The organism is Variovorax sp. RKNM96 (assembly GCF_017161115.1).
Taxonomy (GTDB): domain Bacteria; phylum Pseudomonadota; class Gammaproteobacteria; order Burkholderiales; family Burkholderiaceae_C; genus Variovorax.
Genome location: NZ_CP046508.1, coordinates 4137553 through 4159181, shown reverse-complemented (window position 1 = coordinate 4159181; position 21629 = coordinate 4137553). Strand labels below are relative to the sequence as shown.

The 21629-nt window shown below is 66.7% G+C and carries 22 protein-coding genes; 11 read left to right on the top strand and 11 right to left on the bottom strand.

The genetic code is table 11. From position 1 onward, the window contains the following. Positions 1 to 6 precede the first annotated feature (6 nt). The 7 genes from GNX71_RS19160 to GNX71_RS19130 all read left to right on the top strand — a co-directional run bounded on the left by GNX71_RS19160 (position 7) and on the right by GNX71_RS19130 (position 5967). Positions 7 to 789, top strand: a complete 783-nt coding sequence (locus GNX71_RS19160; protein WP_206173790.1) for a sterol desaturase family protein — start codon at positions 7 to 9, stop codon at positions 787 to 789. Next, positions 773 to 1711, top strand: coding sequence for a fatty acid desaturase (locus GNX71_RS19155; protein WP_206173789.1), 939 nt, complete (start codon positions 773 to 775; stop codon positions 1709 to 1711). The genes GNX71_RS19160 and GNX71_RS19155 overlap by 17 nt, the downstream gene beginning before the upstream one ends. Before the next feature lie 3 nt (positions 1712 to 1714). Next, positions 1715 to 3631, top strand: coding sequence for an iron-containing redox enzyme family protein (locus tag GNX71_RS19150; protein ID WP_206173788.1), 1917 nt, complete (start codon positions 1715 to 1717; stop codon positions 3629 to 3631). Beyond that, the gene (locus GNX71_RS19145) at positions 3615 to 4526 is read left to right on the top strand and encodes a hypothetical protein (RefSeq protein WP_206173787.1); all 912 of its coding nucleotides are present in this window, start codon (positions 3615 to 3617) and stop codon (positions 4524 to 4526) included. The genes GNX71_RS19150 and GNX71_RS19145 overlap by 17 nt, the downstream gene beginning before the upstream one ends. 17 nt (positions 4527 to 4543) lie before the next feature. Continuing rightward, positions 4544 to 4912 carry a hypothetical protein gene (locus tag GNX71_RS19140; RefSeq protein WP_206173786.1) on the top strand — a complete coding sequence of 123 codons (369 nt, stop codon included), beginning with the start codon at positions 4544 to 4546 and terminating at the stop codon, positions 4910 to 4912. Further along, positions 4899 to 5150, top strand: coding sequence for a hypothetical protein (locus GNX71_RS19135; RefSeq protein ID WP_206173785.1), 252 nt, complete (start codon positions 4899 to 4901; stop codon positions 5148 to 5150). Before GNX71_RS19140 ends, GNX71_RS19135 begins: the two co-directional genes overlap by 14 nt. Positions 5151 to 5376: 226 nt before the next feature. Beyond that, positions 5377 to 5967, top strand: coding sequence for a hypothetical protein (locus GNX71_RS19130; RefSeq protein WP_206173784.1), 591 nt, complete (start codon positions 5377 to 5379; stop codon positions 5965 to 5967). On the opposite strand, the gene GNX71_RS19125 is transcribed toward GNX71_RS19130, so the two are convergent. After that, on the bottom strand, positions 5961 to 6806 hold the full coding sequence (locus GNX71_RS19125) for a metal-dependent hydrolase (RefSeq protein WP_206173783.1): 846 nt from the start codon (positions 6804 to 6806) through the stop codon (positions 5961 to 5963). The genes GNX71_RS19130 and GNX71_RS19125 overlap by 7 nt on opposite strands. A 120-nt stretch (positions 6807 to 6926) precedes the next feature. Between GNX71_RS19125 and GNX71_RS19120 the strand changes: the two genes are divergently transcribed. Then, entirely contained in the window at positions 6927 to 7556 is a 630-nt protein-coding gene (locus tag GNX71_RS19120; RefSeq protein WP_206173782.1) for a TetR/AcrR family transcriptional regulator, read from the top strand. On the opposite strand, the gene GNX71_RS19115 is transcribed toward GNX71_RS19120, so the two are convergent. From GNX71_RS19115 to GNX71_RS19090, 6 genes are read right to left on the bottom strand one after another with little or no spacing between them, the layout of a single operon-like run. Beyond that, positions 7553 to 8707, bottom strand: a complete 1155-nt coding sequence (locus GNX71_RS19115; RefSeq protein WP_206173781.1) for an ABC transporter permease — start codon at positions 8705 to 8707, stop codon at positions 7553 to 7555. The two genes, GNX71_RS19120 and GNX71_RS19115, sit on opposite strands and share 4 nt — an antisense overlap. Then, positions 8707 to 9891, bottom strand: coding sequence for an ABC transporter permease (locus GNX71_RS19110; RefSeq protein WP_206173780.1), 1185 nt, complete (start codon positions 9889 to 9891; stop codon positions 8707 to 8709). Before GNX71_RS19110 ends, GNX71_RS19115 begins: the two co-directional genes overlap by 1 nt. A gap of 10 nt (positions 9892 to 9901) precedes the next feature. Beyond that, positions 9902 to 10903 carry an efflux RND transporter periplasmic adaptor subunit gene (locus GNX71_RS19105; RefSeq protein ID WP_206173779.1) on the bottom strand — a complete coding sequence of 334 codons (1002 nt, stop codon included), beginning with the start codon at positions 10901 to 10903 and terminating at the stop codon, positions 9902 to 9904. A 2-nt stretch (positions 10904 to 10905) separates the two neighbouring features. Further along, positions 10906 to 12330, bottom strand: a complete 1425-nt coding sequence (locus GNX71_RS19100) for a TolC family protein (protein ID WP_206173778.1) — start codon at positions 12328 to 12330, stop codon at positions 10906 to 10908. A gap of 13 nt (positions 12331 to 12343) precedes the next feature. After that, a complete protein-coding gene (locus GNX71_RS19095) occupies positions 12344 to 12712 on the bottom strand; it encodes a nuclear transport factor 2 family protein (protein WP_206173777.1) in 369 nt (122 codons plus the stop codon). A 2-nt stretch (positions 12713 to 12714) separates the two neighbouring features. Next, a complete protein-coding gene (locus tag GNX71_RS19090; protein WP_206173776.1) occupies positions 12715 to 15228 on the bottom strand; it encodes a sodium-translocating pyrophosphatase in 2514 nt (837 codons plus the stop codon). A gap of 257 nt (positions 15229 to 15485) precedes the next feature. Between GNX71_RS19090 and ppa the strand changes: the two genes are divergently transcribed. Then, positions 15486 to 16013: an inorganic diphosphatase gene (gene ppa, locus GNX71_RS19085; protein WP_042576736.1), complete on the top strand. Its 528-nt coding sequence runs from the start codon at positions 15486 to 15488 to the stop codon at positions 16011 to 16013. Positions 16014 to 16023: 10 nt separating this feature from the next. Here the strand turns inward: ppa and GNX71_RS19080 are convergent, their stop codons facing one another. The 4 genes from GNX71_RS19080 to GNX71_RS19065 form a co-directional block, all read right to left on the bottom strand. Next, positions 16024 to 16680 carry a lysozyme inhibitor LprI family protein gene (locus tag GNX71_RS19080; protein ID WP_206173775.1) on the bottom strand — a complete coding sequence of 219 codons (657 nt, stop codon included), beginning with the start codon at positions 16678 to 16680 and terminating at the stop codon, positions 16024 to 16026. A gap of 121 nt (positions 16681 to 16801) precedes the next feature. Next, entirely contained in the window at positions 16802 to 17539 is a 738-nt protein-coding gene (locus GNX71_RS19075) for a TonB family protein (RefSeq protein ID WP_206173774.1), read from the bottom strand. A 34-nt stretch (positions 17540 to 17573) separates the two neighbouring features. After that, a complete protein-coding gene (locus tag GNX71_RS19070) occupies positions 17574 to 18326 on the bottom strand; it encodes a hypothetical protein (RefSeq protein WP_206173773.1) in 753 nt (250 codons plus the stop codon). A gap of 70 nt (positions 18327 to 18396) precedes the next feature. Continuing rightward, on the bottom strand, positions 18397 to 19551 hold the full coding sequence (locus GNX71_RS19065) for a GNAT family N-acetyltransferase (RefSeq protein ID WP_206173772.1): 1155 nt from the start codon (positions 19549 to 19551) through the stop codon (positions 18397 to 18399). Between the two features lie 19 nt (positions 19552 to 19570). Here GNX71_RS19065 and GNX71_RS19060 point away from each other — a divergent pair, with 19 nt between their 5' ends. Then, positions 19571 to 21268, top strand: a complete 1698-nt coding sequence (locus GNX71_RS19060; protein WP_206173771.1) for an NAD+ synthase — start codon at positions 19571 to 19573, stop codon at positions 21266 to 21268. Further along, the gene (locus tag GNX71_RS19055; protein ID WP_013540975.1) at positions 21265 to 21603 is read left to right on the top strand and encodes a P-II family nitrogen regulator; all 339 of its coding nucleotides are present in this window, start codon (positions 21265 to 21267) and stop codon (positions 21601 to 21603) included. Before GNX71_RS19060 ends, GNX71_RS19055 begins: the two co-directional genes overlap by 4 nt. Positions 21604 to 21629: the final 26 nt, after the last annotated feature.

Genomic DNA, 21629 nt, shown 5'->3' with positions numbered 1-21629 from the left:
CGGGGGATGGCGCAGACCTTCACCTCACTGCCCGCCCTGCAGGTCATGCTGTGGGGCGTGCTTTTTTTCGGCAGCATTTATCTCGGCTTCGGCGCCATCACCTGGCTGCTGACGAAGCGGGTGCTGCCGGCGCTGGGCATCGGGCGGGTGCTCGATCCGCGGCCGTTGCAGCCGGGGCAGTTGCGGCGCGAGCTCTCGCAGTCGGGCATCTCGGTGCTGATCTTCGGGCTGGGCATGGTGTTTCCTTGGGGCCTGCTGCAGCTGGGCTGGGCGCGGCTCGATCCGGATGCGGGCTGGCGGCAGATCGCGGTCGAGATCCTCGTGCTCGCGGTGTGGAACGACGTGCATTTCTGGATCAACCACCGCCTCTTGCACACGCGCCTGCTGCGCCGCTTTCACGGGCCGCATCACCGCTCGTTCGTGACCACGCCGTGGGCCACCTACAGCTTTCACCCGATCGAAGCGCTGATGCTCGGCAACGTGATCCTGCTGCCGATGGTGGTGCACGACTTCAGCTTCTGGTCGTTGGCGGCGGTGCCGGTGTTCAGCCTGTTCTTCAACTGCGTCGGGCACTCGAACTACGACTTCTTCACCGGGGTGTCGTACAGCCACTGGTTCGCGGCGAGCCGTCGGCACCATCTGCACCACGCCTGCCACAACGGCAACTACGGCTTCCAGTTCACCTTCATGGACCGGCTGTTCAGGACCCGCATCGCGGCGGATGCGGCCGAGCCGCACTTCCAGGCCTTCCGGGACAAAGAGGCGCGGCGGCATGGCACCCTCGCCTGAGGCGTCGCGCCGCCTGCCGCGCCTGCGGCACTGGCGCGATTGGCAAAGCCTTGCGTACCTGGTCGCGCTGCCTGCGCTGGCGGCGTGGCAGTGGGTGAACGGCTTCAACGTGCTGCTCTATGCGCTGATGCTGTTCCTCACGCTCGGCATCGGCGTGATCCACCACAACCACGTGCACCTGCGCATGTGGCGCGGACGGCGCATGAACCGGCTGACGGATTTCTGGATCACGCTGCTGCAAGGCCACCCGACCTTCGTGTTCTGGCCCGCGCACGTGGCCAACCACCATCGCCACCGGCATGGCCCGAAAGACGTGGCGCGCACCTACCGCTTCGGCGGCGACACCAACCACCTGTGGGGCTATCTGCTGCATCCGTTCCAGGCGGTGTGGGTGCTGGTGCCGGTGTTCGTCGGCTGGCTTGCGCGGTTGCGGGCGCATCGGCGGGGTGCCTGGCGCTACTGCATCGCGCAGTACGTGCTGTGGCTGGGGAGCTGGGCCGTGCTGCTGGCAGTCGATTGGCGGAAGGCCTTGCTCTTTGTGATCGTGCCGCAGCTGCACGGATTGCACTGGCTGCTGGCGACCAACTACCTGCAGCATGCGCACGCCGATGGCCGCAAGCCGTCTCGAGAAGAGGCGTTGCGCGATACCCCGAGGCGCAGGCTGAACTACGCGCGCAATTTCGAAGGGCTGGTGAACCCGTTGTTGTTCAACATCGGCCTGCACACCGCACATCACGAGAACCCGCATGCCCATTGGTCCGAGCTCACGCAACTGCACCGCACGCGCTATCGCGCGCAGGTCGATCCCGTGCTCAACGAGGGCGGGCTGGTTCCCTACATGGTGCGGGTCTTCGTGCTGGGGACCGTGTGGCCGCGTTTTCGCAGCCGCTCGCTGATGCCTCCCGATTCCTCCACTCACTGAACCATGCCTGTTTCATTCCAACGCGTGTACCTCGAGAGCGCCGGCTATTTCATGCCGGGCGAGCCCATTCCCAACGACCGCATGGACGCGTACATCGCGCCGCTCAACCGCATGTCCGAGCGCATCAAGCGGCGCATCCTTGCGGAGAACGGCATCCTCACGCGGCACTACGCCATCGATGCGGAGGGCGTGACGCAGCACACCAATGCGCAGCTCGCCGCGGGCGCGATCCGCGACTGCCTGCAGCGCGGCGGCGCGGAGCTGTCGCGCGTGTCGCTGCTGGCCAGCGGCTCCTCGGGTGGCGACACGCTGATGCCGGGGTTCGCCAACATGATCCAGGGCGAGCTCGCGGCGCAGCCGATGGAGACGCATTCGGTGCACGGCATCTGCGCGGCCGGTGTATCGGCGATCCAGACGGCTGCGCAGGGCATCGAGCTGGGGGCGCATCGCAGCGCGATGGCGGTGGCGAGCGAGATGCCGTCGCGGCTTTTCAAGCGCTCGCGCTTCGCGGCGCGCGGCTACGAGACCGACTTCGACTCGCACTTCCTGCGCTGGATGCTGTCCGATGGCGCGGGGGCGTTGCTGCTGTCCGATGGCACGCCCGCGCTGGCTGGCGCACCTGGTCTTCGCCTGAAGCTGAAATGGGTGCACCAGCGCGCCTTCTCAGGCGACTACCCCGTGTGCATGCAGCTCGGCCTGACCGAGGACCGCGCACGCGGCCACCTCGACTTCGGTTCCTGGGCCGAGGCCGAAGCCGCCGGCGCGCTCTCGCTGCGGCAGGACATTCGCCTGTTGCCGCACCTGTTCGACATCGGCATTCACGAATACGCGGGGCTGGTGCGCGACGGCTGGGTCGACCCGAAGCGGGTCGATCACTTCCTGTGCCACTACTCGTCGGAGAAATTCATCCCGGTGGTCGAGGACCTGATGAACAAGGCCGATCTTTCGATTCCGCGCGAGCGTTGGTGGAGCAACCTCGCGTGGCGCGGCAACACGGGAGCGGCGTCGATCCTGATCATGCTGGCCGAATTCCTGCACACCAAGGCGCTGAAGCCGGGCGAACAGATCTTCTGCTACGTGCCCGAGTCGGGGCGCTTCATGGCGGCGTACATGCTGCTGGAAGTCGAGGCGACCGATGCGGTGCCTGTGACGATGGCGGCGCCCCGTGCGGCGGTGCCGGACGACGATCTCGTCATTGCACCTCCGCACGACCCGGCTGCCGCCCCCGAAGGCCTCGGCGCCTTGCTCACCGAACTGGCCGCCATCTGGCACGACTACCGTTCCCGCGTCTGGCGCACGCCGCTGATCCGCCAGATACGCGAACGTCGCCTGGCCTTGCCCGACTACCTGAACTGGATGGAACAGTGGGTGCCGCAGGTGCGCGAAGGCAGCAAGTGGATGCGCGAAGGCGCCGCCTCGCTGAGCAAGCCGTACCAGATGCTGGCTTCGCTGATCGACGTGCATGCGGGCGAGGAGCAGAACGACTTCAACATCCTCTTCAGCGACTACAGGAAGGCGGGCGGCACGGTCGCGCAGATCGACGACCTGCGCCGCAACCCCGGCGGCGAGGCGCTCAACGCCTATCTGCACGGCCTGGCCGCCACGCGCGATCCGATCGGCTTGCTGGGTGCGATCTACATCATCGAAGGCACGGGCCAGCGCATCGTGCCGGCGCTGCTGCCGCTCATCAAGGCGAGCGTGAAGCTGCCGCCCGATGCCTTCCGCTTTCTCGAGTACCACGGCCACAACGACGAAAACCACCTGAACCGCTGGCTCGCCGCGGTCGAGATGGTGATGGCCGTCGAAGGGCAAGCCCGCGCGGCCCGCCAGATCATCGACACGGCGCGCCACACGGCCGCGCTGTACCTGATGCAGTTCCAGCACATCACGGAGCGGATGCCGCATGAGCCGAACGCCTGATTTTTTGACGCAAACTCACGACGAGCGCGATCCGAGCCCGTGGCTCGCGCTCTACCTCGACCAGAGCACGCCGCTGCCGGACAACGTCAAGTCGGCCTGGCTCGCGGATTCGAGCTCGGGCTCGCGGCAGTACCTGCTGCCATTTCTGCGGCCGATTGCGCGCCTCACGATCATCCTGATCCAGATCGTCAAGGTGTTCGTGCCGCGCAACTGGTCGCACTCGATGCTGCTGCACCGCTTTCTGGCGTGGGGGCTCAAGCGTTTCGTGTCGCCCGAGGCGAACTGGCTGATCCTGCGGCACTTTCACCTGGGATCGCAGGTGCTGGCGTTCATCGGGCGCAATTCGCCGGCGCCGGTGACCACCAACCCGCTGGAGCCGGCGGACATCGACGCGCTGAAGGACGAGATGTTCTTGAAGCACGACCTGAACCTCTTCAACTTCGTGATCCGCCTGAACACGGCGCTGCGCGAGAAGGGCATGGCGCTGTGCAAGGCAGAGAAGGTCGATTTCTCGATGATCAAGGAGCCGGGGCTGCGGCTGGAAGACATGCCCCACGGCAAGCTCAATTTCCTCGACCTGCAGAGCGCCATCGAACTGTTCACGCCGCTCTACCAACTGATGCTCACCGACAACGATTTCTGGCGTGCCGCCAATTCATTGCAACTGGACGAAACCATCGGCATCTACACGGCGACGATCCTGAATGCGCCCGAGCACCTGATTCTGGTCAACAACAAGCATCCGCTGGTGCCCCTGTCGACCCTGCGGGCGGGGCACCGGCTGGTGATCCACGGGCTGTCCACGGAGATGCTCCACAGCCTGCTCCAACGCATGCAGGCGGCCCAGAAAGCGGGGGAGCCGGAGACGGCCCTGTACGACCAGCCACTTGCATAGGCGTATGCTGCCCCCAGATGCGAACCATGAACACGACCCACAATCCGTCCCCCAAGACCGATCTGGCAGTGACCCAGGTGCTGGCGCAACTGCTGGAACGACTCGAGCACAGCACCGTGCCCGTAGGCGCCGAGCAGTACCGCTCGGTGGTCGAGCACCTGGTGCACGAGTTCGAGGATGTTGCGCCGGGGGCCGATCTGGGCCGCCTGCTCGATGCCTATCCGGCCGCATCCGAGGTTTATGAGAACCTCAACTATCAGCACGCCGGGCTTTGCCGCTCGGCATTGGACGTTTCCTTGGCGGCTGAAGTCAGCGCCAGGGAAGCCATTGCACGCGCCATGGGCGGTGCCAAAACGAACAAGGACAAGACGCATGGCGAAGGGTGAAGTGAAGACGGCAGTGGTGGCGGACGGCCTGCGCTACAAGTCCAAGACACCGGGTTCCCCGTTCCGCGCTTCGGCGTCTTTCAGCGGGGCGACCATGTCCTGCTTCATGTGCGGCAAGCACCGCGTGCGCTCGCAGCTGCGCACGCGACAGGTGCTGGGCAAGTCGCAAACCGTCTGCGCGCCTTCCTGCAAGGCGCTCGACGAAGCGCTGGAGCAGTCGGAAGCTTCTTCGGGCTAACTTTCGGCTAGCACGAGGCGGCGACGTTTTGGCGACATGCCCGCGTGAACATGTCGCAGATTTCCTTTCAAAACGGACTTAATCGATATACAGTTAGAAACAATTGATGCATGTAAATGCATTCATCCAAAAGTTCTAATCTGTAGCCGATGACAAATCAATTCCAGCAAGGCCTTGGCTGCCCGGCGTTGGGTGTGGACGTTGACGCGTGCAAAAGGTGCCTGCCGTGAGCAAACCACGCCATGTCGTCATGCAGGTGGTCAAGCGCTCGTCCGGCAGTGCCACGCACCACGTCGAATTTCTCATGGACGACAACTTCGCGGAGCGCCTGCGGCAGTTGCGTTCCCTGGTACCGCCCCTGGGTACGCTCAACAAGCAGCGCGATCTGGTGATCGACAAGGTGCGGGTGCGCCTGCCCAATGCCATGTGGCGCTCCGGCAACGAGATCGACCTGGACGGCGGCGTCGAAGGCTCCTGCATCGTCATCGCGGCGGAAGGCTCCTTCAACTGCGGCGGCAAGGACCGCAAGACGCGCGAGAAGCTCGTGACGTACAACTTCTCGATTGCGCGCCTGGTCGAGCTCCACGCCGAGCGCCCCGAGGGCGAAACCCTCTACATCCGCGATGGCACCTTCGCCAACGACGAGCCGGCCGATTCGGCCGCCGGCCGCTGGATCGCTTCGATGCACGAACTCGAGATGGTGATGCGTGTGCCCGACGCACCATCGGACTTCGACACCCTGCACGACCTGACGTTACGCTCCGAGCAGCAGCAGACGGGCCACGGCGCCCTGTCGCAACGCGGCAGCCTTTACTGAGCCGCGGCAGCGGCTTCGGGCGCGGCGCCCACGGGCGTGTACTGCGCGCGGTTGTCGGCCAGCCAACGCGTCGACAGGGTGCTGTCCTGCTGCGCCGGATGGAAGTCGGCACGCAGGTAACTGCGCCAGCCGCTCAGGTTGCCGCGCAGCAGTCCGTTCTTGCTCAGCAGGATGCGCGCCGCGCTCTTCCAGGTCGCCCACTTCCACAGCTGTTTTTCGTGGCGCAGGTTGTCGATGGTCTGGTGCATCAGGTCGCCGAGGAACATGACGGTCACGCGGCGAAACCAGCGGATACGCCATTCGTCGGAGCCGCCCGTGGCCTTGTAGATGTCGAAGGCAACGGACTTGTGCTCCAGCTCTTCGGCGCTGTGCCACAGCCACATGGTCCGCAGCCGCGGCTCCGCGCCGTCGAGGATCTCGGGGCGGGCCAGCAGCCACTCGGCGAACATCGCGGTGAAGTGCTCGGTGGCGGCGGTGACCGCCAGCGCGTGGCGCGGATCGGCTTCCTCCATCAGCGCCAGGCGCTTGTTGGCGCGCGCCGTCCAGCCATCGACCAGCCCCTGGTTCTCCAGGTGATTGTTGAAGAGCGAGTGGATGCGCCGGTGCGTGGCTTCCTGGCCCATGAAGCCGCGCACGTCGGCACGGTACTTTTCCTGCACCTCGGGCGGCAGCGTGGCCACCGCGTCGCGCACGGCGTCGATGAAGAATTGCTCGCCGAACGGAAAACTCATCGACAGGGCATTGAAGAAGGCGGTCGAGAATGCATCGCCGCCGCACCAGTTGCGGGCAAAGGGCGATTGCAGGTCGATCAGCAGGCGGCGGACAACGAGTTCACTCATGAAAACAATCCTCGGGACATCGTGGGAAGAAAGGTTGGTACAGGTTCGTACCGGATGCCTCCATGGTGCGGGTCGATGCTGGTACTGTCAAGTACCGAGACGTAGGAAAATGTGCCATTCATGAGCGACACCATCGAAAAAACAGTGGCCTCCAAGGCTGCCGAGGGCACGGAAAGCGAGCACTATGCGCGCCTTCTCCAGGGCATGGCGCAGGCCGTGGCCGCCAAGGGCTACGCCGACACGACCATCGCCGACATCGTGCGCGAGGCGGCCGTGTCGCGTCGCACGTTCTACGAGCACTTCAGCACCAAGACCGAGTGCCTGATCGCGCTGTACGAAACCGCCAGCCGCCTCGCGCTGCATGCGGTGAGCGAGGCTTTCGACCCCGCGCAGCCCTGGCGTGCGCAGGTCGAGCAGGCGATGACCGCGTACTTCGACTACCTGGCGCAGGACCCGGTGCTGCTGCGCACGCTGTTCGTCGAGATCCTGGGCCTCGGCATGCCGGGTCTCGCCGCGCGGCGGCGCGTCAATGACGAGATCGCCAACTTCATCCAGGTCGCGATCAACAGCAGCGGCGCGGGAGACGGCCCGGCCGCGCACCTCACGAGCCAGATGGCGATGACGGTGGTCGGCGGCATCAACGAGCTGGTGCTGCAGGCCATCGAGCAGGAGCGTGCCGGCGACCTGCGCGAGCTGGTGGCGCCCGCCACGCGGCTGGTGCGTGCCGTGGCGGCCGAGAGCCAGCGCTAGGCGGGTTCGCGGTCCGCCCGGCGCGGCGTGGCGGCGACCCAAAGCACCAGCAGCCCCGCAAGGGCGAGCGACAGCAGCGCCCCGAGATAGGGCAGCACATCGTGCAGCGGTGCGCCCATCTGGTTGAGCCGTAGCGAAGCCTGGATGCCCGCCGTGCTCGGGAACACCCAGCGCAGAGCCTGCAACGGCCCGGGCAAGGCCTCGACAGGCCACGAGAACCCCGAGAGAAACGCCATCGGCAGGGCGGTGAAGAGCAGCACCTGCAAGGCCCGTTCGCGGTCGCGGAACCAGCATCCGAGCAGCAGCCCGACCGTGCAGATCGCCGGCACGTAGAAAAGCAGCAGCACCAGCGCCCCGAGCGGATTGCCGCCCCGCGGATAGTCCTGCAGGAAGAACACCCAGCCGAAGTAGAAGAGACCGCTCAGGAAGCCGAAGGCCGACAGTGCCCCCAGCCGCCCGAACCATGCCCCCATGCCTGCGCGCAATCGCCCGGCCTCGGCCCAGGTGCCTGCCAGCATCGCCGCACCCATCAGCAGCGTCTGCTGCAGGATCAGCAGCGCCACCGCCGGCACCACGTAGCTGCCGTAGCCCTCGGTCGGATTGAACAGCGCCACCAGTTGCGTGTTGAGCGGACTGCGGCTGCGTGCAGCCTGCACCGCGCTCTGGCCGCCCGCTTGCAGCTTGCGGATCTCGACCCCCGCCGAGACCGTCCCCACCGCCTCCGAGAAGCCGTACAGCACCGCCTTGTTCAGCAGCGCATAGGCGCCATTGCCCTCGATCGTCACCACCGCCGAGAGCCCGCGGATCACGTTGCGCTTGAGGTCCGACGGCAGCAGCGCATAGCCCTCGATCTCACCGCGCCAGAGCGCCTGCTGCGCCTCGTGCACGTCGGACGTGACCATGCGCACATCGAGCCGCGGATTGGCCATCGCGAAGCGCGCGATCTGCCGCGAGAGCCCGCTGTGGTCCTCGTCGACCACCGCCACCGGCACCCGCGTCACGGCCTGCGTGCCGTAGGGCCACGGGTAGAAGAAGCCGTAGATGATGGGCGCGAGCAGCATGATCAGCAGCACGCCCTTGTCGCGCAGCACGGCGAGCGCGGTGTCGCGCCAGGCGGTGCCGAAGCGGGTGCGCGTGGGGTCGAGGTCCATCAGCGGCCTCCCCAGGTGTCGGGTGCGGCCGCGGCGCGCACCAGCGCGGCGGCCGATGCCGCCAGCAGCACGGCCATGCCCAGCACCATCCACAGCGGCGTGCCGACCGAATACGCCAGCGGCGCGCCCATCTGCAGCTGTTCCATCTGCACGCGGATGTAGTGCGTGTAGGGCAGCAGGCTCGCCCACATCTGGGCAAGGAGCGGCATCGCGACCAGCGGAAAGCCCACCCCACCGAACGCAAAGGCGGGCGCCGTGATGAAGCCCGTGGCCGAGAGCGCGGTGCGCAGCGACCGCGTGAGCGCCGAGACGAACGCGCCGAGCGCAATGGAGAGTGCGAGGAACACCACCAGCGCGAACAGCGTCCAGCCCACCGACCCGACCGGATGCCAGCCGCGGCCGGCCGTGATCCACAACATCGCCGCGATGCCGACCGCCGACAGGCTCGCGAACGGCAGCGCGAGCTTGCCCGCCAGCGCGGCCAGCGCCTCGTGCCAGCGCGGCGCGGCGCCCAGCCATTCGGCGATGCTGCGGTCGCGCAGCTCGCGGCCCACGGCCCATGCGCCGGCCGTCATCGCGAGGATGTGCAGCAGCGCCGGAATGAGCGCGGCGCCCAGGAACTGCTCGTAGTCCGTCGAGGTGTTGAACAGCGCCACCATGCTCGCCTTGATCGGCTCCATGCTCACGCGCGCGGCCGTCATCGACTCGCCGCGCTTGTTGCGCACCGCGAGTTCGACGCCGCCCGAGACGGTGGCCACCACCGTGCGCACGTCCCGCTGGATCAGGCTCGAATGCGTGCCGAGCTGCGCGTTGTGCAGCAGCACGACCTGGCCGACGCGCCCGCGCTTCACATCGCGGTTGAGGTCGCGCGGCAACTGCACCGCTGCATCGACCGCGCCGCTGGTCAACGCGCGCGCCATGGCGCCTTCGTCCGCGTAGTACTGCACGACGCGCAGGCCCGGCGTGGCGTCCAGGAAGCGCACCAACTGGCGCGAGAGGGCCGTGCGGTCCTGGTCGAGCACGCCGATCGGCAGGCGCTCGGGCAGCCCCGCCGAGAAGATCCACCAGATCAGGAACACCGCGAGCAGCGGCACCCACGAGACCATGGCCAGGTCCCAGGGGCGGGTGCGCAGCAGCGCGAATTCGCGCCGTGCGCTGGCAGCGGAGAAGCCGCGGAGGCTCATCGCCGGGTCGTCAGTCGACCAGCACGCTCATGCCGGGCCGCGCGCCGTCGATGGGCTTCAACGGCCGCGCGCGGACCTCGAAGGTGCGTACGTCGAAGCCGTTGCCACCCCGGGTGGCGCGCCACGTCGCGAAGTCGGGCAGGGCGGCGCTGTAATAGACCTTGAAGCGGGCCGCGTGGTGCGCGTCGGACTTGTCCTTGTCGTTCACCAGTGCCGGCAGGCGGGCATCGAACTCACTGCCGACCGCGAAGCGGGCGAGCCGGTCCTCGCGCACGTTCAGCACGACCCACTGGTCGTTCAGGTCAACCACGGTGACCACCGCCACGCCCTGCGGCGACAGCTCGCCGACCTTGGCAAGCACCTTGGCCACCTCGCCGCCCACGGGGCTGCGCAGCTCGGTCTCGGCCTTGGCGGCTTCCGCTTCGGCCACCACGCCGGCAACCTGGCGCGCCTGGGCGCTGGCCGCGGCCTGGTCCTCGGGGCGGGCACCGATGCGTGCCATGTCGTACTGCGCCTTCGCCGCGATGGCCGCGTCGCGCGATGCTTTCCAGTTGGCTTCGGCTTCGTCGCGTTTCTGGTCGGCCACCAGGCCTTCGCGCGCGAGTCCGTCGACGCGGCGGAACGATGTCTGCGCGAGCTGCGCGGCGGTTTCGGCACGCTGCCACTGCATGCGCGCCATTTCCACTTCTTGCGGACGGGCGCCGTTCTGCGCCTTGTCGGCGACGGCCTGCGCGGCCTGCTCGGCGGCGGTGGCCTGCGCGAGCTTGGCGCGCACCTCGGGGCTGTCCATGCGCACCAAGAGCGCGCCGGCCTGGATGCGGTCGCCTTCCTTCACCGCCACTTCGGCGATGCGCGCGGTGACCTTGCCGGCCACGTCGGTCTCGCGCGCTTCCATCTGGCCCTGGAACACCTCGGCCGCAGGCTGCGAGGCGCGCCAGAAGCCCCAGACGAGCAGCACCAGCACGAGCAGTGCCGCGGCGATGGCGATCAGTTTTCGGGTCTTGGCACTCATGGTCAATTCACCTTCACGTCGGCACGCGCGATGTACTCGGAAAACTTCTCGGAGAGGCCCGCGCTCTCGAGCAACTGCGCGAGCGCCTGCACGTATTCGTTGGCGGCCTGCGCGCGTTCGGTCAGCACCTTGGCGCGGTTGGTCTCGGCGTCGATCAGGTCGAGCGTGGTGCTCGTGCCTTCACGCAGGCCCGCCACGCGCAGCCTCACCACTTCTTCCGAGAGTTCGACCGAAACCTTCATGTCGAGGTACTGGCGGCGGGCGTTTTCCAGCGCGCGCCAGTTGCGCTCGACCAGCAGCGAGATGTCGCTGCGCGCCTGTGCATCGGTGTGCTCGGCCTGTTCGACCTGCTTTTGCGAAGAGGCCGAGAGCGCGTCGCGGTCGACCGAGTCATACAGCGTCCAGCGCACGCCGAGGCCCGCCACCCAGTCGGCATTGCCGCTCTTGAGTTGCCGCGTGCCGAAGGCGATGACCTGCGGACGGCGCAGCGCCTCTTCGCCTTCGTGCAACTGCTCGGCCTGCGATTTCTTGGCCGCGACCTTGCCGAGGCCCGGATGCCGGGTGAGCGCCGAATCGATGAAGTAGTTGAGCGGCTCGATCGGCGTGCTGATGAGAAAGAGCGGCGTCTGCGGCGTCACGGTGCCGTCGGCGCGCACCGTGCGGGCGAGGGCGACGGCCGCCAGCGCTGCATCGTCTTCGGCCTTGCGCGCGTTGCGCCGGGCTTCCTCGTAGGCGGCACTCGCTTGCAGCCGCTCGACGCGCGAGATCACGCCGGCCGCGAGCATCTTCTGCGCGGCCGCGTCATGTTGGGCAATCGTGCGTTCGGCCTGCGCGCGCAGCGTGGCCGCGCGCTGCGCGAGCTGGGCGCCGAAGTAGCGCTGCACCAGCAGCGTGTCGACCTCGTGGCCGGCCTGCTCGGCATCGGCCTGCGCTTCGCGCGTTTGCGCCGAGACGAAGCCGCGCACCGCATCGGTCGCACCGCCCAGGTAGATCGGCCAGACCGCCGAGATCGAGGTGTTGGTGCCCGTGTCGTGCCGGTTGAGCGTGTAGCTGTTGGGCAACTGCGGAATCGGCACGCGCGAGATGAAGCTCTGGATCGACGGCGGCAGCGATTGGCCGATCTGCCCGAGCTTCTGGTTGAGCGGATCGAGGTCCAGGTTCAGGTTGGCGTTGTACGCATAGGCCAGCCCCGAGACGCTCACTACCGGGCCGCCCAGGCGCTTCAGGCCTTCGCTCTGCAGCTCTTTCGATTCGACGGCCGAGCGCGCCGCGGCCAGCTTGTCGGAGCGTTCGACCATGCGGGCGCGCGCTGCCTCGAAGCTCAGGGGCAGGGCGTCCGCACGGTTTTGGGCGACGGCTGTCGCGCCCAGCGCCAGCGCGGGCAGCGCCAGCAGCACCAATCGAAAGGGGCGGCGTGGGCTCAGCACCTTGCCGTTGTGTTCAGCCCGGCTTTCTCTGCGCCGGGTCGTAGAAGAACTGCTCTTCGGCGATGCGTTCGCCGTCCCAGCGCTGCCAGGCGATTTCTTCCATGCGCATCCGGGTGCCTCCCTTGAAGGTGAACTCGAAGATCCAGTGGATGGCCACGTGGTCGCCGTTCACCAGCACCGGCCGCACGCAGGTGGACACCACCGATTCGGTACGGTCGAGCACGGCGCTTTCCTGCGCCACCAGCGTGCTGCGGCCCCGCCGCGGCTCGGCCTGGTTCTCGCGCATGGTGGCGTCTTCGGTGTAGTAGTCCTCGATGGCCTTGGCATGCGCGCCGCCCTCCACGGCGGCGATGAAGGCTTCGAGCCGTGCGGGCGTGGGCATGTTCAGGACTTCACTTTCACTTCGACGCGGCGCGCCTCCGAAGGCGGTCCGTCGGCCTGCGACTGCTCGGGCTTGGCCAGCTCGATCTTGTCTTCGGGCGCGCCCGCGGCCTTGAGCGCATCGCTCACGGCCATGGCGCGCTGCTTGGCCAGCTCGGCGTTCTTGGCCGGGTCGCCGCTCGCATCGTGGTAGCCGCTCACGAGCACGGTGCTGCCGCTCTGCACGGCCTTGATGACATCGGCCAGCGCTTCCTTGGCATTGGGGGCGACTTCGGAACTGGCGCTCGCGAAGTAGAACTTCACGACGCCGTTCTCGACCTTCACCGCGGCAGCTTCGACCGCGGAAACCGCACCCGAGGCAACGGCAGCGCCTGGCGTGGCCGGTGCCGTGGCCGCAGGCGCCGTCACGGCGGTCGGCGTCTCGACCTTGGCCGGCGCCATCGCCGCCGCATCGCCGGCATGGAACTTCACCACCAGCGGCACGATGAGCAGCGCCACGATGTTGATGATCTTGATCAGTGGGTTCACGGCCGGACCGGCGGTGTCTTTGTAGGGATCGCCCACGGTGTCGCCGGTGACGGCCGCCTTGTGCGCCTCGGAGCCCTTGCCGCCGTGGTGGCCGTCTTCGATGTATTTCTTGGCGTTGTCCCAGGCGCCGCCGCCCGTGCACATCGAGATGGCGACGAACAGGCCCGTGACGATCGTGCCCATCAGCAGGCCGCCCAGCGCCTTCGGTCCGAGCACGAGGCCCACGACGATCGGCACCACCACCGGCAGCAGCGAGGGGATCATCATTTCCTTGATGGCCGCGCCGGTCAGCATGCCTACGGCCTTGCCGTACTCGGGCTTGCCGGTGCCTTCCATGATCCCGGGGATCTCGCGGAACTGGCGACGCACTTCCTCGACCACCGCACCGGCTGCGCGGCCCACGGCTTCCATCGCCATCGCGCCGAACAGGTAGGGAATCAGCCCGCCGATGAACAGGCCGACGATCACCATCGGGTCGCTCAGGTTGAAGCTGATGTTCAGCCCGAAGCTCTCCAGCTTGTGGGTGTAGTCGGCAAAGAGCACCAGCGAGGCGAGGCCGGCCGAGCCGATGGCGTAGCCCTTGGTCACGGCCTTGGTCGTGTTGCCGACCGCGTCGAGCGGGTCGGTCACGGCGCGCACGCTGTCGGGCAGCTCGCTCATCTCGGCGATGCCGCCGGCGTTGTCGGTGATGGGGCCGTAGGCGTCGAGCGCGACCACGATGCCCGCCATGCTCAGCATGGACGTTGCGGCGACCGCGATGCCGAACAGGCCGGCCAGCGAGTACGAGGCCAGGATCGCGATGCACACGAAGATCACCGGCCAGGCGGTGGAGCGCATCGAGACGCCCAGGCCCGCGATGATGTTCGTGCCGTGGCCCGTGGTCGAGGCCTGCGCGATGTGCTGCACCGGCTTGTACTGCGTGCCCGTGTAGTACTCGGTGACCCACACCAGCGCCGCGGTGAGCGCCAGGCCCACGAAGCAGGCGCCGAAGAGCTTGAGCTGGCTGCCGCTCGCGGCGATGGCGTTGTCCGGAATGATCCAGGCCGTGACGAACCAGAACGCGATCAGAGACAGGATGCCCGCGACCGCCAGGCCCTTGTAGAGCGCCGGCATCACGTTGACCATGCCGGGCGACGCCTTCACGAAGAAGCAGCCGATGATCGACGCGATGATCGATACGCCGCCGAGCGCGAGCGGATACAGCACCGCGTTGCCGGGCGCCGTGGTGACCATCAACGCGCCGAGCACCATGGTGGCGATCAGCGTCACCGCGTAGGTCTCGAACAGGTCGGCCGCCATGCCGGCGCAGTCGCCGACGTTGTCGCCCACGTTGTCGGCGATCACTGCCGGGTTGCGCGGGTCGTCTTCCGGAATGCCGGCCTCGACCTTGCCCACCAAGTCGGCGCCGACGTCGGCGCCCTTGGTGAAGATGCCGCCGCCCAGCCGCGCGAAGATCGAGATCAGCGAGGAGCCGAAGGCAAAGCCGATCAGCGGATTGAGGATGGCGGCCAGGGTGTGGTCCGACTTGGGCGCGCTGCCGGCGAGGAACCAGTAAAAGCCGGTAACACCCAGGAGGCCCAGCCCGACCACCAGCATGCCGGTGATGGCGCCGCCGCGGAACGCCACGTCCAGCGCCGGGCCGATGCCCTTGGTGGCCGCTTGCGCCGTGCGCACGTTGGCGCGCACCGACACGTTCATGCCGATGAAGCCGCAGGCGCCCGAGAGCACCGCGCCGACCACGAAGCCGACGGCCGTGGTCAGGTCGAGGAAGAGGGCGATGAGCACCGCCAGGATCACGCCGACCACCGCGATGGTGGTGTACTGCTTGGCAAGGTAGGCCGAGGCGCCGGCCTGGATGGCGGCGGCGATTTCCTGCATCCGGGCGTTGCCCGGGTCCTTGGCGAGAATCCAACTTCGGGCCCAGAAACCGTAGCCGACGGCCACGAGGCCGCAGACGATGGCGAGTATCAGGGGGGTGTTGCCGATCATGCTTTGCTTCTCCATTCGTTCGTTGTGACTTGTGGAGACGGACAGCATGGATCCTGCGCGCAACGCGTACGGGACCCAGGTTTTCCGTCGCGTTGCTTCCTCGAAGCTCGCTGCACCGAAAAGGTGAGGAGCCGATTGGCCAACGGGTGCAATTTACAGGCAAAAACGAAGGCGTGTGCGACCGCGCGGTGACACGGAAAGTAAACTCAGGGTTTGTCCCCGTCTCCCCAATACTTTTCAACTACTCGAAAAACGTCATGTCCTTCGACAAAGTCTCCCCCGGCAAGAACGTCCCCGACGCCTTCAACGTCGTGATCGAAATCCCGATGAACGCCGACCCGATCAAGTACGAAGTCGACAAGGAATCGGGCGCGATCTTCGTTGACCGCTTCATGACGACGGCCATGTACTACCCCGCCAACTACGGCTACGTGCCGCAGACCCTGTCGGGCGACGGCGACCCGGTCGACGTGCTGGTGATCGCTCCGTACCCGCTGCTGCCGGGCGTGGTCGTGCCCTGCCGCCCCCTGGGCATCCTGATGATGGAAGACGAAGCCGGCGTCGACGGCAAGGTGCTGGCCGTGCCCACCGACAAGGTGCTGCCGATCTACAGCCACTGGAAGTCGGTCGACGACGTGAACCCGATGCGCCTGAAGGCCATCAGCCACTTCTTCGAGCACTACAAGGACCTGGAAGCCGGCAAGTGGGTTAAGGTGCTGGGCTGGGAAGGCATCGACGCGGCCAAGAAGGAAGTCGTCGACGGCATCGCCGCGTACAAGAAGTAGTCCAGGTCATTCACTTCGCGCCCTCGAGCTCGAACGGAGAGCGGCGCGGGTCGCGCACATAGACGCCTTTCAGTGCCGGTGCGCATTCGGGCCCGTCGGCGACTGTGATGTGGTCGGCGGCGAACTGGAAGGTGCGGGTGCAACGCCCGCCTTCCGCCACTCTCAGGCGCTGCCCGGCTTCGAGCTCGTTCCTGCCCTGCAGCAGCATGTTGCCGCGCGGGTTGGGGCAGATGTAGATCTCCACATCGAGTTGCCCGCCGTCGCCGGGCGTGACGTCGAGGAAGCGGCCCTCGTGCGGGCACTTGCCCTGCACGTAGCGGCCCATCCATTGCAGCAGCGGATGGCTGAGGTAAGTGATGCGGCGCTGGTAGTCCTGCTTCAGGCAATCGATGTTGCCCTTGCATTCGCGGTTGCGCACCGCGATCCAATCACGCTGGTCGCGCCGCAGGATCGTTCCCCATTGGCCCGTATCGGGCATCTCGAGCTGGCGTTGGTAGAGCGCGGCCAGGGCTTCGTCCTGCCGCGACAGGCCCGGGTCAGCGCAGATGGCTTTCTCGGTGGCGTTGCCGGCCTTGGTGCAGTCGAAGCTCGCGGCGCTTGCGACCGAGAGGCCGGCCATCATGAAGACACTCAGGGTGAGTTGCGCGAGGGCTTGGCTGATCCGCATGCGTTCGTCCTTCGGCTGGTGTTGCTGTCCGGTCGAATGCTGCTGGAAGCACTGAGGGTTGTCGATCCGACGAAAGGCGAGGACGACTATGCCTTTCGCGGGGCAGGCGCAGATTGGCGCATCAATCCTGCTTCAGGGTTCCGGGCAGATTGTCCACGGGAGGCGTGAAGGTGATATCGACCACGGCGACGCTTGGAACATTCAGGCCGCCCCGATTTGCAGGCTGGCAGCGGATTTTCAGCAGGGCTGCCTTTGCCGGCTCATCGAACAGGGTCGCGTTGGTCGGAATCCGGCCAACCACGGCCATTCCGCTCCTGGCGGGCCACCCGTTTGCGTCCAGATTCACGAAGACGCCAACCACAGCCTCGATTCCCGCTGCACGGGCTTTCTCCGGGTAATGCTCTGTCGTGTTCACCGTGCAGCGGGCCGGTGTCTCGCCTGTGAGCACGTAGCTGAACGGCTGCCTGACCCACATCGCGGCCGGCTTTCCGTTTTCATCCAGGCCAGGCGAATAGCGGACCCCCATGGCCGCACGGCGCGAGACGTCGTCGAAGATGTCCAGAAACATGGGCTCGCGCGAAGCGATTCTCGTCTTGAGGGGGCGGCCGTTTTCGTCGACGAACACAGCGACGGTCACCCGACCTCCCACGCCTGCCCGCTTGGCAATGTCGGGATAGTCGAGTTCGGCCGTTCCCAACGGCGTGGGTATTCTGGACAGGCCTCCCTCGGTCGAGGTGCTCGCGATGCGAGGCGTGCCGGGCTCCGGGCCCTGCTCGGCCAGAGCGCTCCCATGGCCCCAGGCCAGTGCTGCACATGCGGCAGCGACCAGGCGGCGGCGCCTGGATTTGGTGATCTTCATTGCTGGTACTCCCTTTTTTCTTTGGTTCGGTCGATCAGGTCCGCGTGGCGCCCTCGGCCAGCCGCATCCACTCGCGATTGACAGAGCGCGCGTGCGAATTCCAGTGGCGAGCGGCCTGCTGGAGTTCGTTCCAGTGGCGCTGCGCACCGGTGGCATCGCCTTGTTGCGCCAGCCAGGCGATGTACCGGGCACGCGCCTCGACGGTGTTGTATTGGCTCAGCGCGGCCTCGAAGGCCTCGTGTGCTTCCGCCTGGCGCCCGTCGGCGGCGAGGGCGCGGGCAGCCAGCACGGCCACCTCGTCCCGGCGGTAATCGTCGCGCGAGGCACGCAGGGCCTGGAGCGCTTGCAGTGCCTCGCGGCCCGAAGCCGGACCGCCTGCGGCGAGCAACGCGCTGGCCAGGCCGAATTGCAGTTCGGGGTCGGAGGAGAGCGGGCCCTTCAGGGCGTCGCGGTAGTGTCCGACCGCATCGGCCGCCTCCCCCTTGTCGAGCGCGGCCTTCGCGAGGCGCAGCTTGTTCTGGGCCGTGGGCGCGAGGTCGTAGGCCTCGCTGGCTGCTCGGTACTCGCGCTCGGGGTCGATGAAGCCGATGGCCGCATTCGCCACCTTGCCCGCGGTGCGCTGCATGCGCGAGGCGGGCAGGTACTCGACCACGAAGTACACGACGCTGCCCAGCAAGGGGAAGCTGAAAAGGATGATGAGCCAGTACATCTGCTTGCCATGGCGCATGGCATGTACGGCGAAGAACAGTGCAATGAGGACGTGCAGCCCCAGTCCGACGAATGGCATCGAGAATCCCTCCTGTTGTTTGATATTGGGCGCGTTTATAGCAGTCCCGGGAGGCAACACGGAGGCCCGATCAGGCGGCCTTGAAAGGGCTGCGCTCGCCCAGGTGGTCCATGTAGTTCTCGATGCCGGCACCCTCGCGCTCGAGAAAGCGCTCGACCGCATCGGAGAACGCCGGGTGCGCGAGCCAGTGGGCGCTCGTGGTCTTCACCGGCATCAGCGCGCGTGCCATCTTGTGCTCGCCCTGCGCGCCGCCCTCGAAGCGCCGGGCGCCGTGTTCGATGCACCAGGCAAGGGGCTGGTAGTAGCAGGCCTCGAAGTGCAGGCAGTCGACGCGCTCCAGCGCGCCCCAGTAGCGGCCGTAGGCGACGAGCGGTTCGTCCGGCTGCGTGGAGACCGCGATCAGGCTGGTCGCCATGGGCTTGCCGTCGCGCTCGGCGACGAACAGCAGCCAGGCCTCGGGCAGGGTGTCGGCCATGCGCTGGAAGAAGTCGCGCGTGAGGTAGGGCGGGTTGCCGTGCTCGCGGTAGGTGCGCTCGTAGCAGCGATAGAAGAAATCCCAGTCGGCCTTCGAGATGTCCTTGCCGCGCGACCAGCGGAAGCTCACGCCGGCGTCGGCGACTTTGCGGCGCTCCTGACGGATCTTCTTGCGCTTGTCGTGCGCGAGGCTGGTGAGGAAGGTGTCGAAGTCTGGATAGCCGGCATTCGTCCAATGGAACTGCACCGTGTTGCGGAGCATCAGCCCGGCTTCAGTGCACGCAATGATGTCGTCCTCTGCACCGAACAGCAGGTGCAGGGAGGAAAGCTCTTCCTGCTTGCACCACGCGACCAGCGCCTGCACCAGCAGCGTGAGGCTTTGCGCATCGCGCGCCAACAGGCGTGTGCCCGGCACCGGCGTGAACGGCACCGCGACCACGGCCTTGGGGTAGTAGGCGAGCCCGTGCTGCTCATACGCATTGGCCCAGGCCCAGTCGAAGACGTATTCGCCGTACGAATGGTCCTTGATGTAGACCGGGCAGGCGGCTTCGAGCTGCTTGCCGCGCCACAGCGTGATGAACTGCGCTGTCCATCCGCTCGCGGGCGATGCGCTGCCGCTCTCGTGCAGTGCCGCGAGGTATTCGTGGCGCATGAAAGGCGAGGGCTCGGCCTGCGCTGCGAGCAGCGCGTTCCAGGCTTTCGGGCTCACATCCGACGGTGACGCCAGAACCCGAATGACATAATCGTTCAAGCCTTTTTCTTCCTTCTGTATGACGCTCAAGCTCGCCATCGCGCAACTCAATTTTGTGGTGGGCGACCTCGCCGGCAACGCAAGAAAGATCGTCGATGCCGCACGCGACGCCCATGCGCAAGGCGCGCGCCTGCTCCTGACGCCCGAACTCTCGATTGCCGGCTATGCAGCGGAGGACCTCTTCCTCCGTCCCGCCTTCACCGAAGCCTGTGATGATGCCGTGAAAGGCATTGCCGCCGCGCTGGCCGACCTCAAAGACATGGTCGTGGTGGTGGGGCATCCGACCGGCGGGAGCCTGCGCAGCCGCTCCGTGGCAGTGCAGATGCGCCACAACGCGGCCAGTGTCATCAAGGAAGGCCGCATTCTCGAGACCTACGCCAAGCGCGAGCTGCCGAACTACCAGGTGTTCGACGAGCGCCGCTATTTCACGCCGGGGCAGGGCACTTGCGTGTTCGAGGCGGGCGGGGTTTCCGTCGGGCTGCTGATCTGCGAGGACGCGTGGTTCGACCAGCCAGCCGAGCTGGCCCGCGAGGCCGGCGCCGAGGTGCTCGCCGTGATCAACGCGTCGCCCTACCACGTGGGCAAGGAGGGCGAGCGCGTTGCGCGCATGGCCGATCGTGCACGCGCGGTGGGGTTGCCGCTGGTTTACGCACATCTGGTCGGCGGGCAGGACGAAGTGGTGTTCGACGGTGCTTCGTTCGCGCTGCAGGCTGACGGCGCGCTCGCCATGCAGGCCGAGAGCTTCCAGGAGAAATTGGTCTTTGCGCAGTTGGAGCGCACACCTCAAGGTAGCGTCGGCTTCGTGGCGGAGCCCGGTGCGGTAGCGGCCCCGCGCGACGCCGAAGCTCAGCTATGGGACGCCCTGGTGCTCGGCGTACGCGACTACATCGGCAAGAACGGCTTCCCGAGCGCCATCCTGGGGCTCTCTGGCGGCATTGACTCCGCATTGGTGCTCGCCATCGCGGTCGATGCACTCGGCAAGGACAAGGTACGCGCGGTGATGATGCCTTCACCTTACACCGCCGACATCAGCTGGATCGATGCGCGAGAGATGGCAAGCCGCCTCGGCGTGCGCTACGACGAGATTTCGATCAAGCACACCTTCGAATCCTTCAAGGGCGCCTTGGCCGAGGAATTCAAGGGCCGTCCCGAAGACACGACCGAGGAAAACATCCAGGCCCGCATCCGCGGCACGCTGCTGATGGCCCTGTCGAACAAGTTCGGCTCGATCGTGCTCACCACTGGCAACAAGAGCGAAATGGCCACCGGTTATTGCACGCTCTACGGCGACATGGCGGGCGGTTTCGCGGTCATCAAGGACCTGCTCAAGACCACGGTATTTGCGCTCGCGCGCTGGCGCAACGCCCACGACCCGTATGGCACCGGCACGGAACCGATCCCCGAGCGGATCATCACGCGCCCCCCCAGCGCGGAACTTCGGCCAGACCAGACCGACCAGGACAGCCTGCCGCCCTACGACATCCTCGACGGAATCCTGGCACGCTACATGCAGGACGACGAGGGCATCGACGAGATCATTGCCGCGGGCTACGAACGCGCGGTGGTCGAGCGGGTTGCGCGGCTCATCAAGATCAATGAATACAAGCGGCGCCAGGCGCCGGTAGGAATCCGGGTCACCCACCGCAGCTTCGGCAAGGATTGGCGTTACCCTATCACCAGCAAATTCAACGAAACCGCCGGAGCACGAAAACCATGAAGCAGATCACCGCCATCGTCAAACCTTTCAAGCTCGAGGACGTGCGCGAGGCCTTGGCCGAAGTGGGCGTCACCGGCCTGACCGTCACCGAAGTCAAGGGCTTCGGCCGCCAGAAGGGCCACACCGAGCTCTACCGCGGCGCCGAATACGTGGTCGACTTCCTGCCCAAGATGAAGGTCGAAGTGGTCGTCAACGAGGGCGACGTGGAGCGCTGCATCGAGGCCATCGTCAATTCGGCGCGCACCGGGAAGATCGGCGACGGCAAGATCTTCGTCACCGCCGTGGAGCGCATCGTGCGCATCCGTACGGGTGAAGAAAACGAAAACGCCGTCTGAAGCAAAAAAGCCCCGTTGACCGGGGC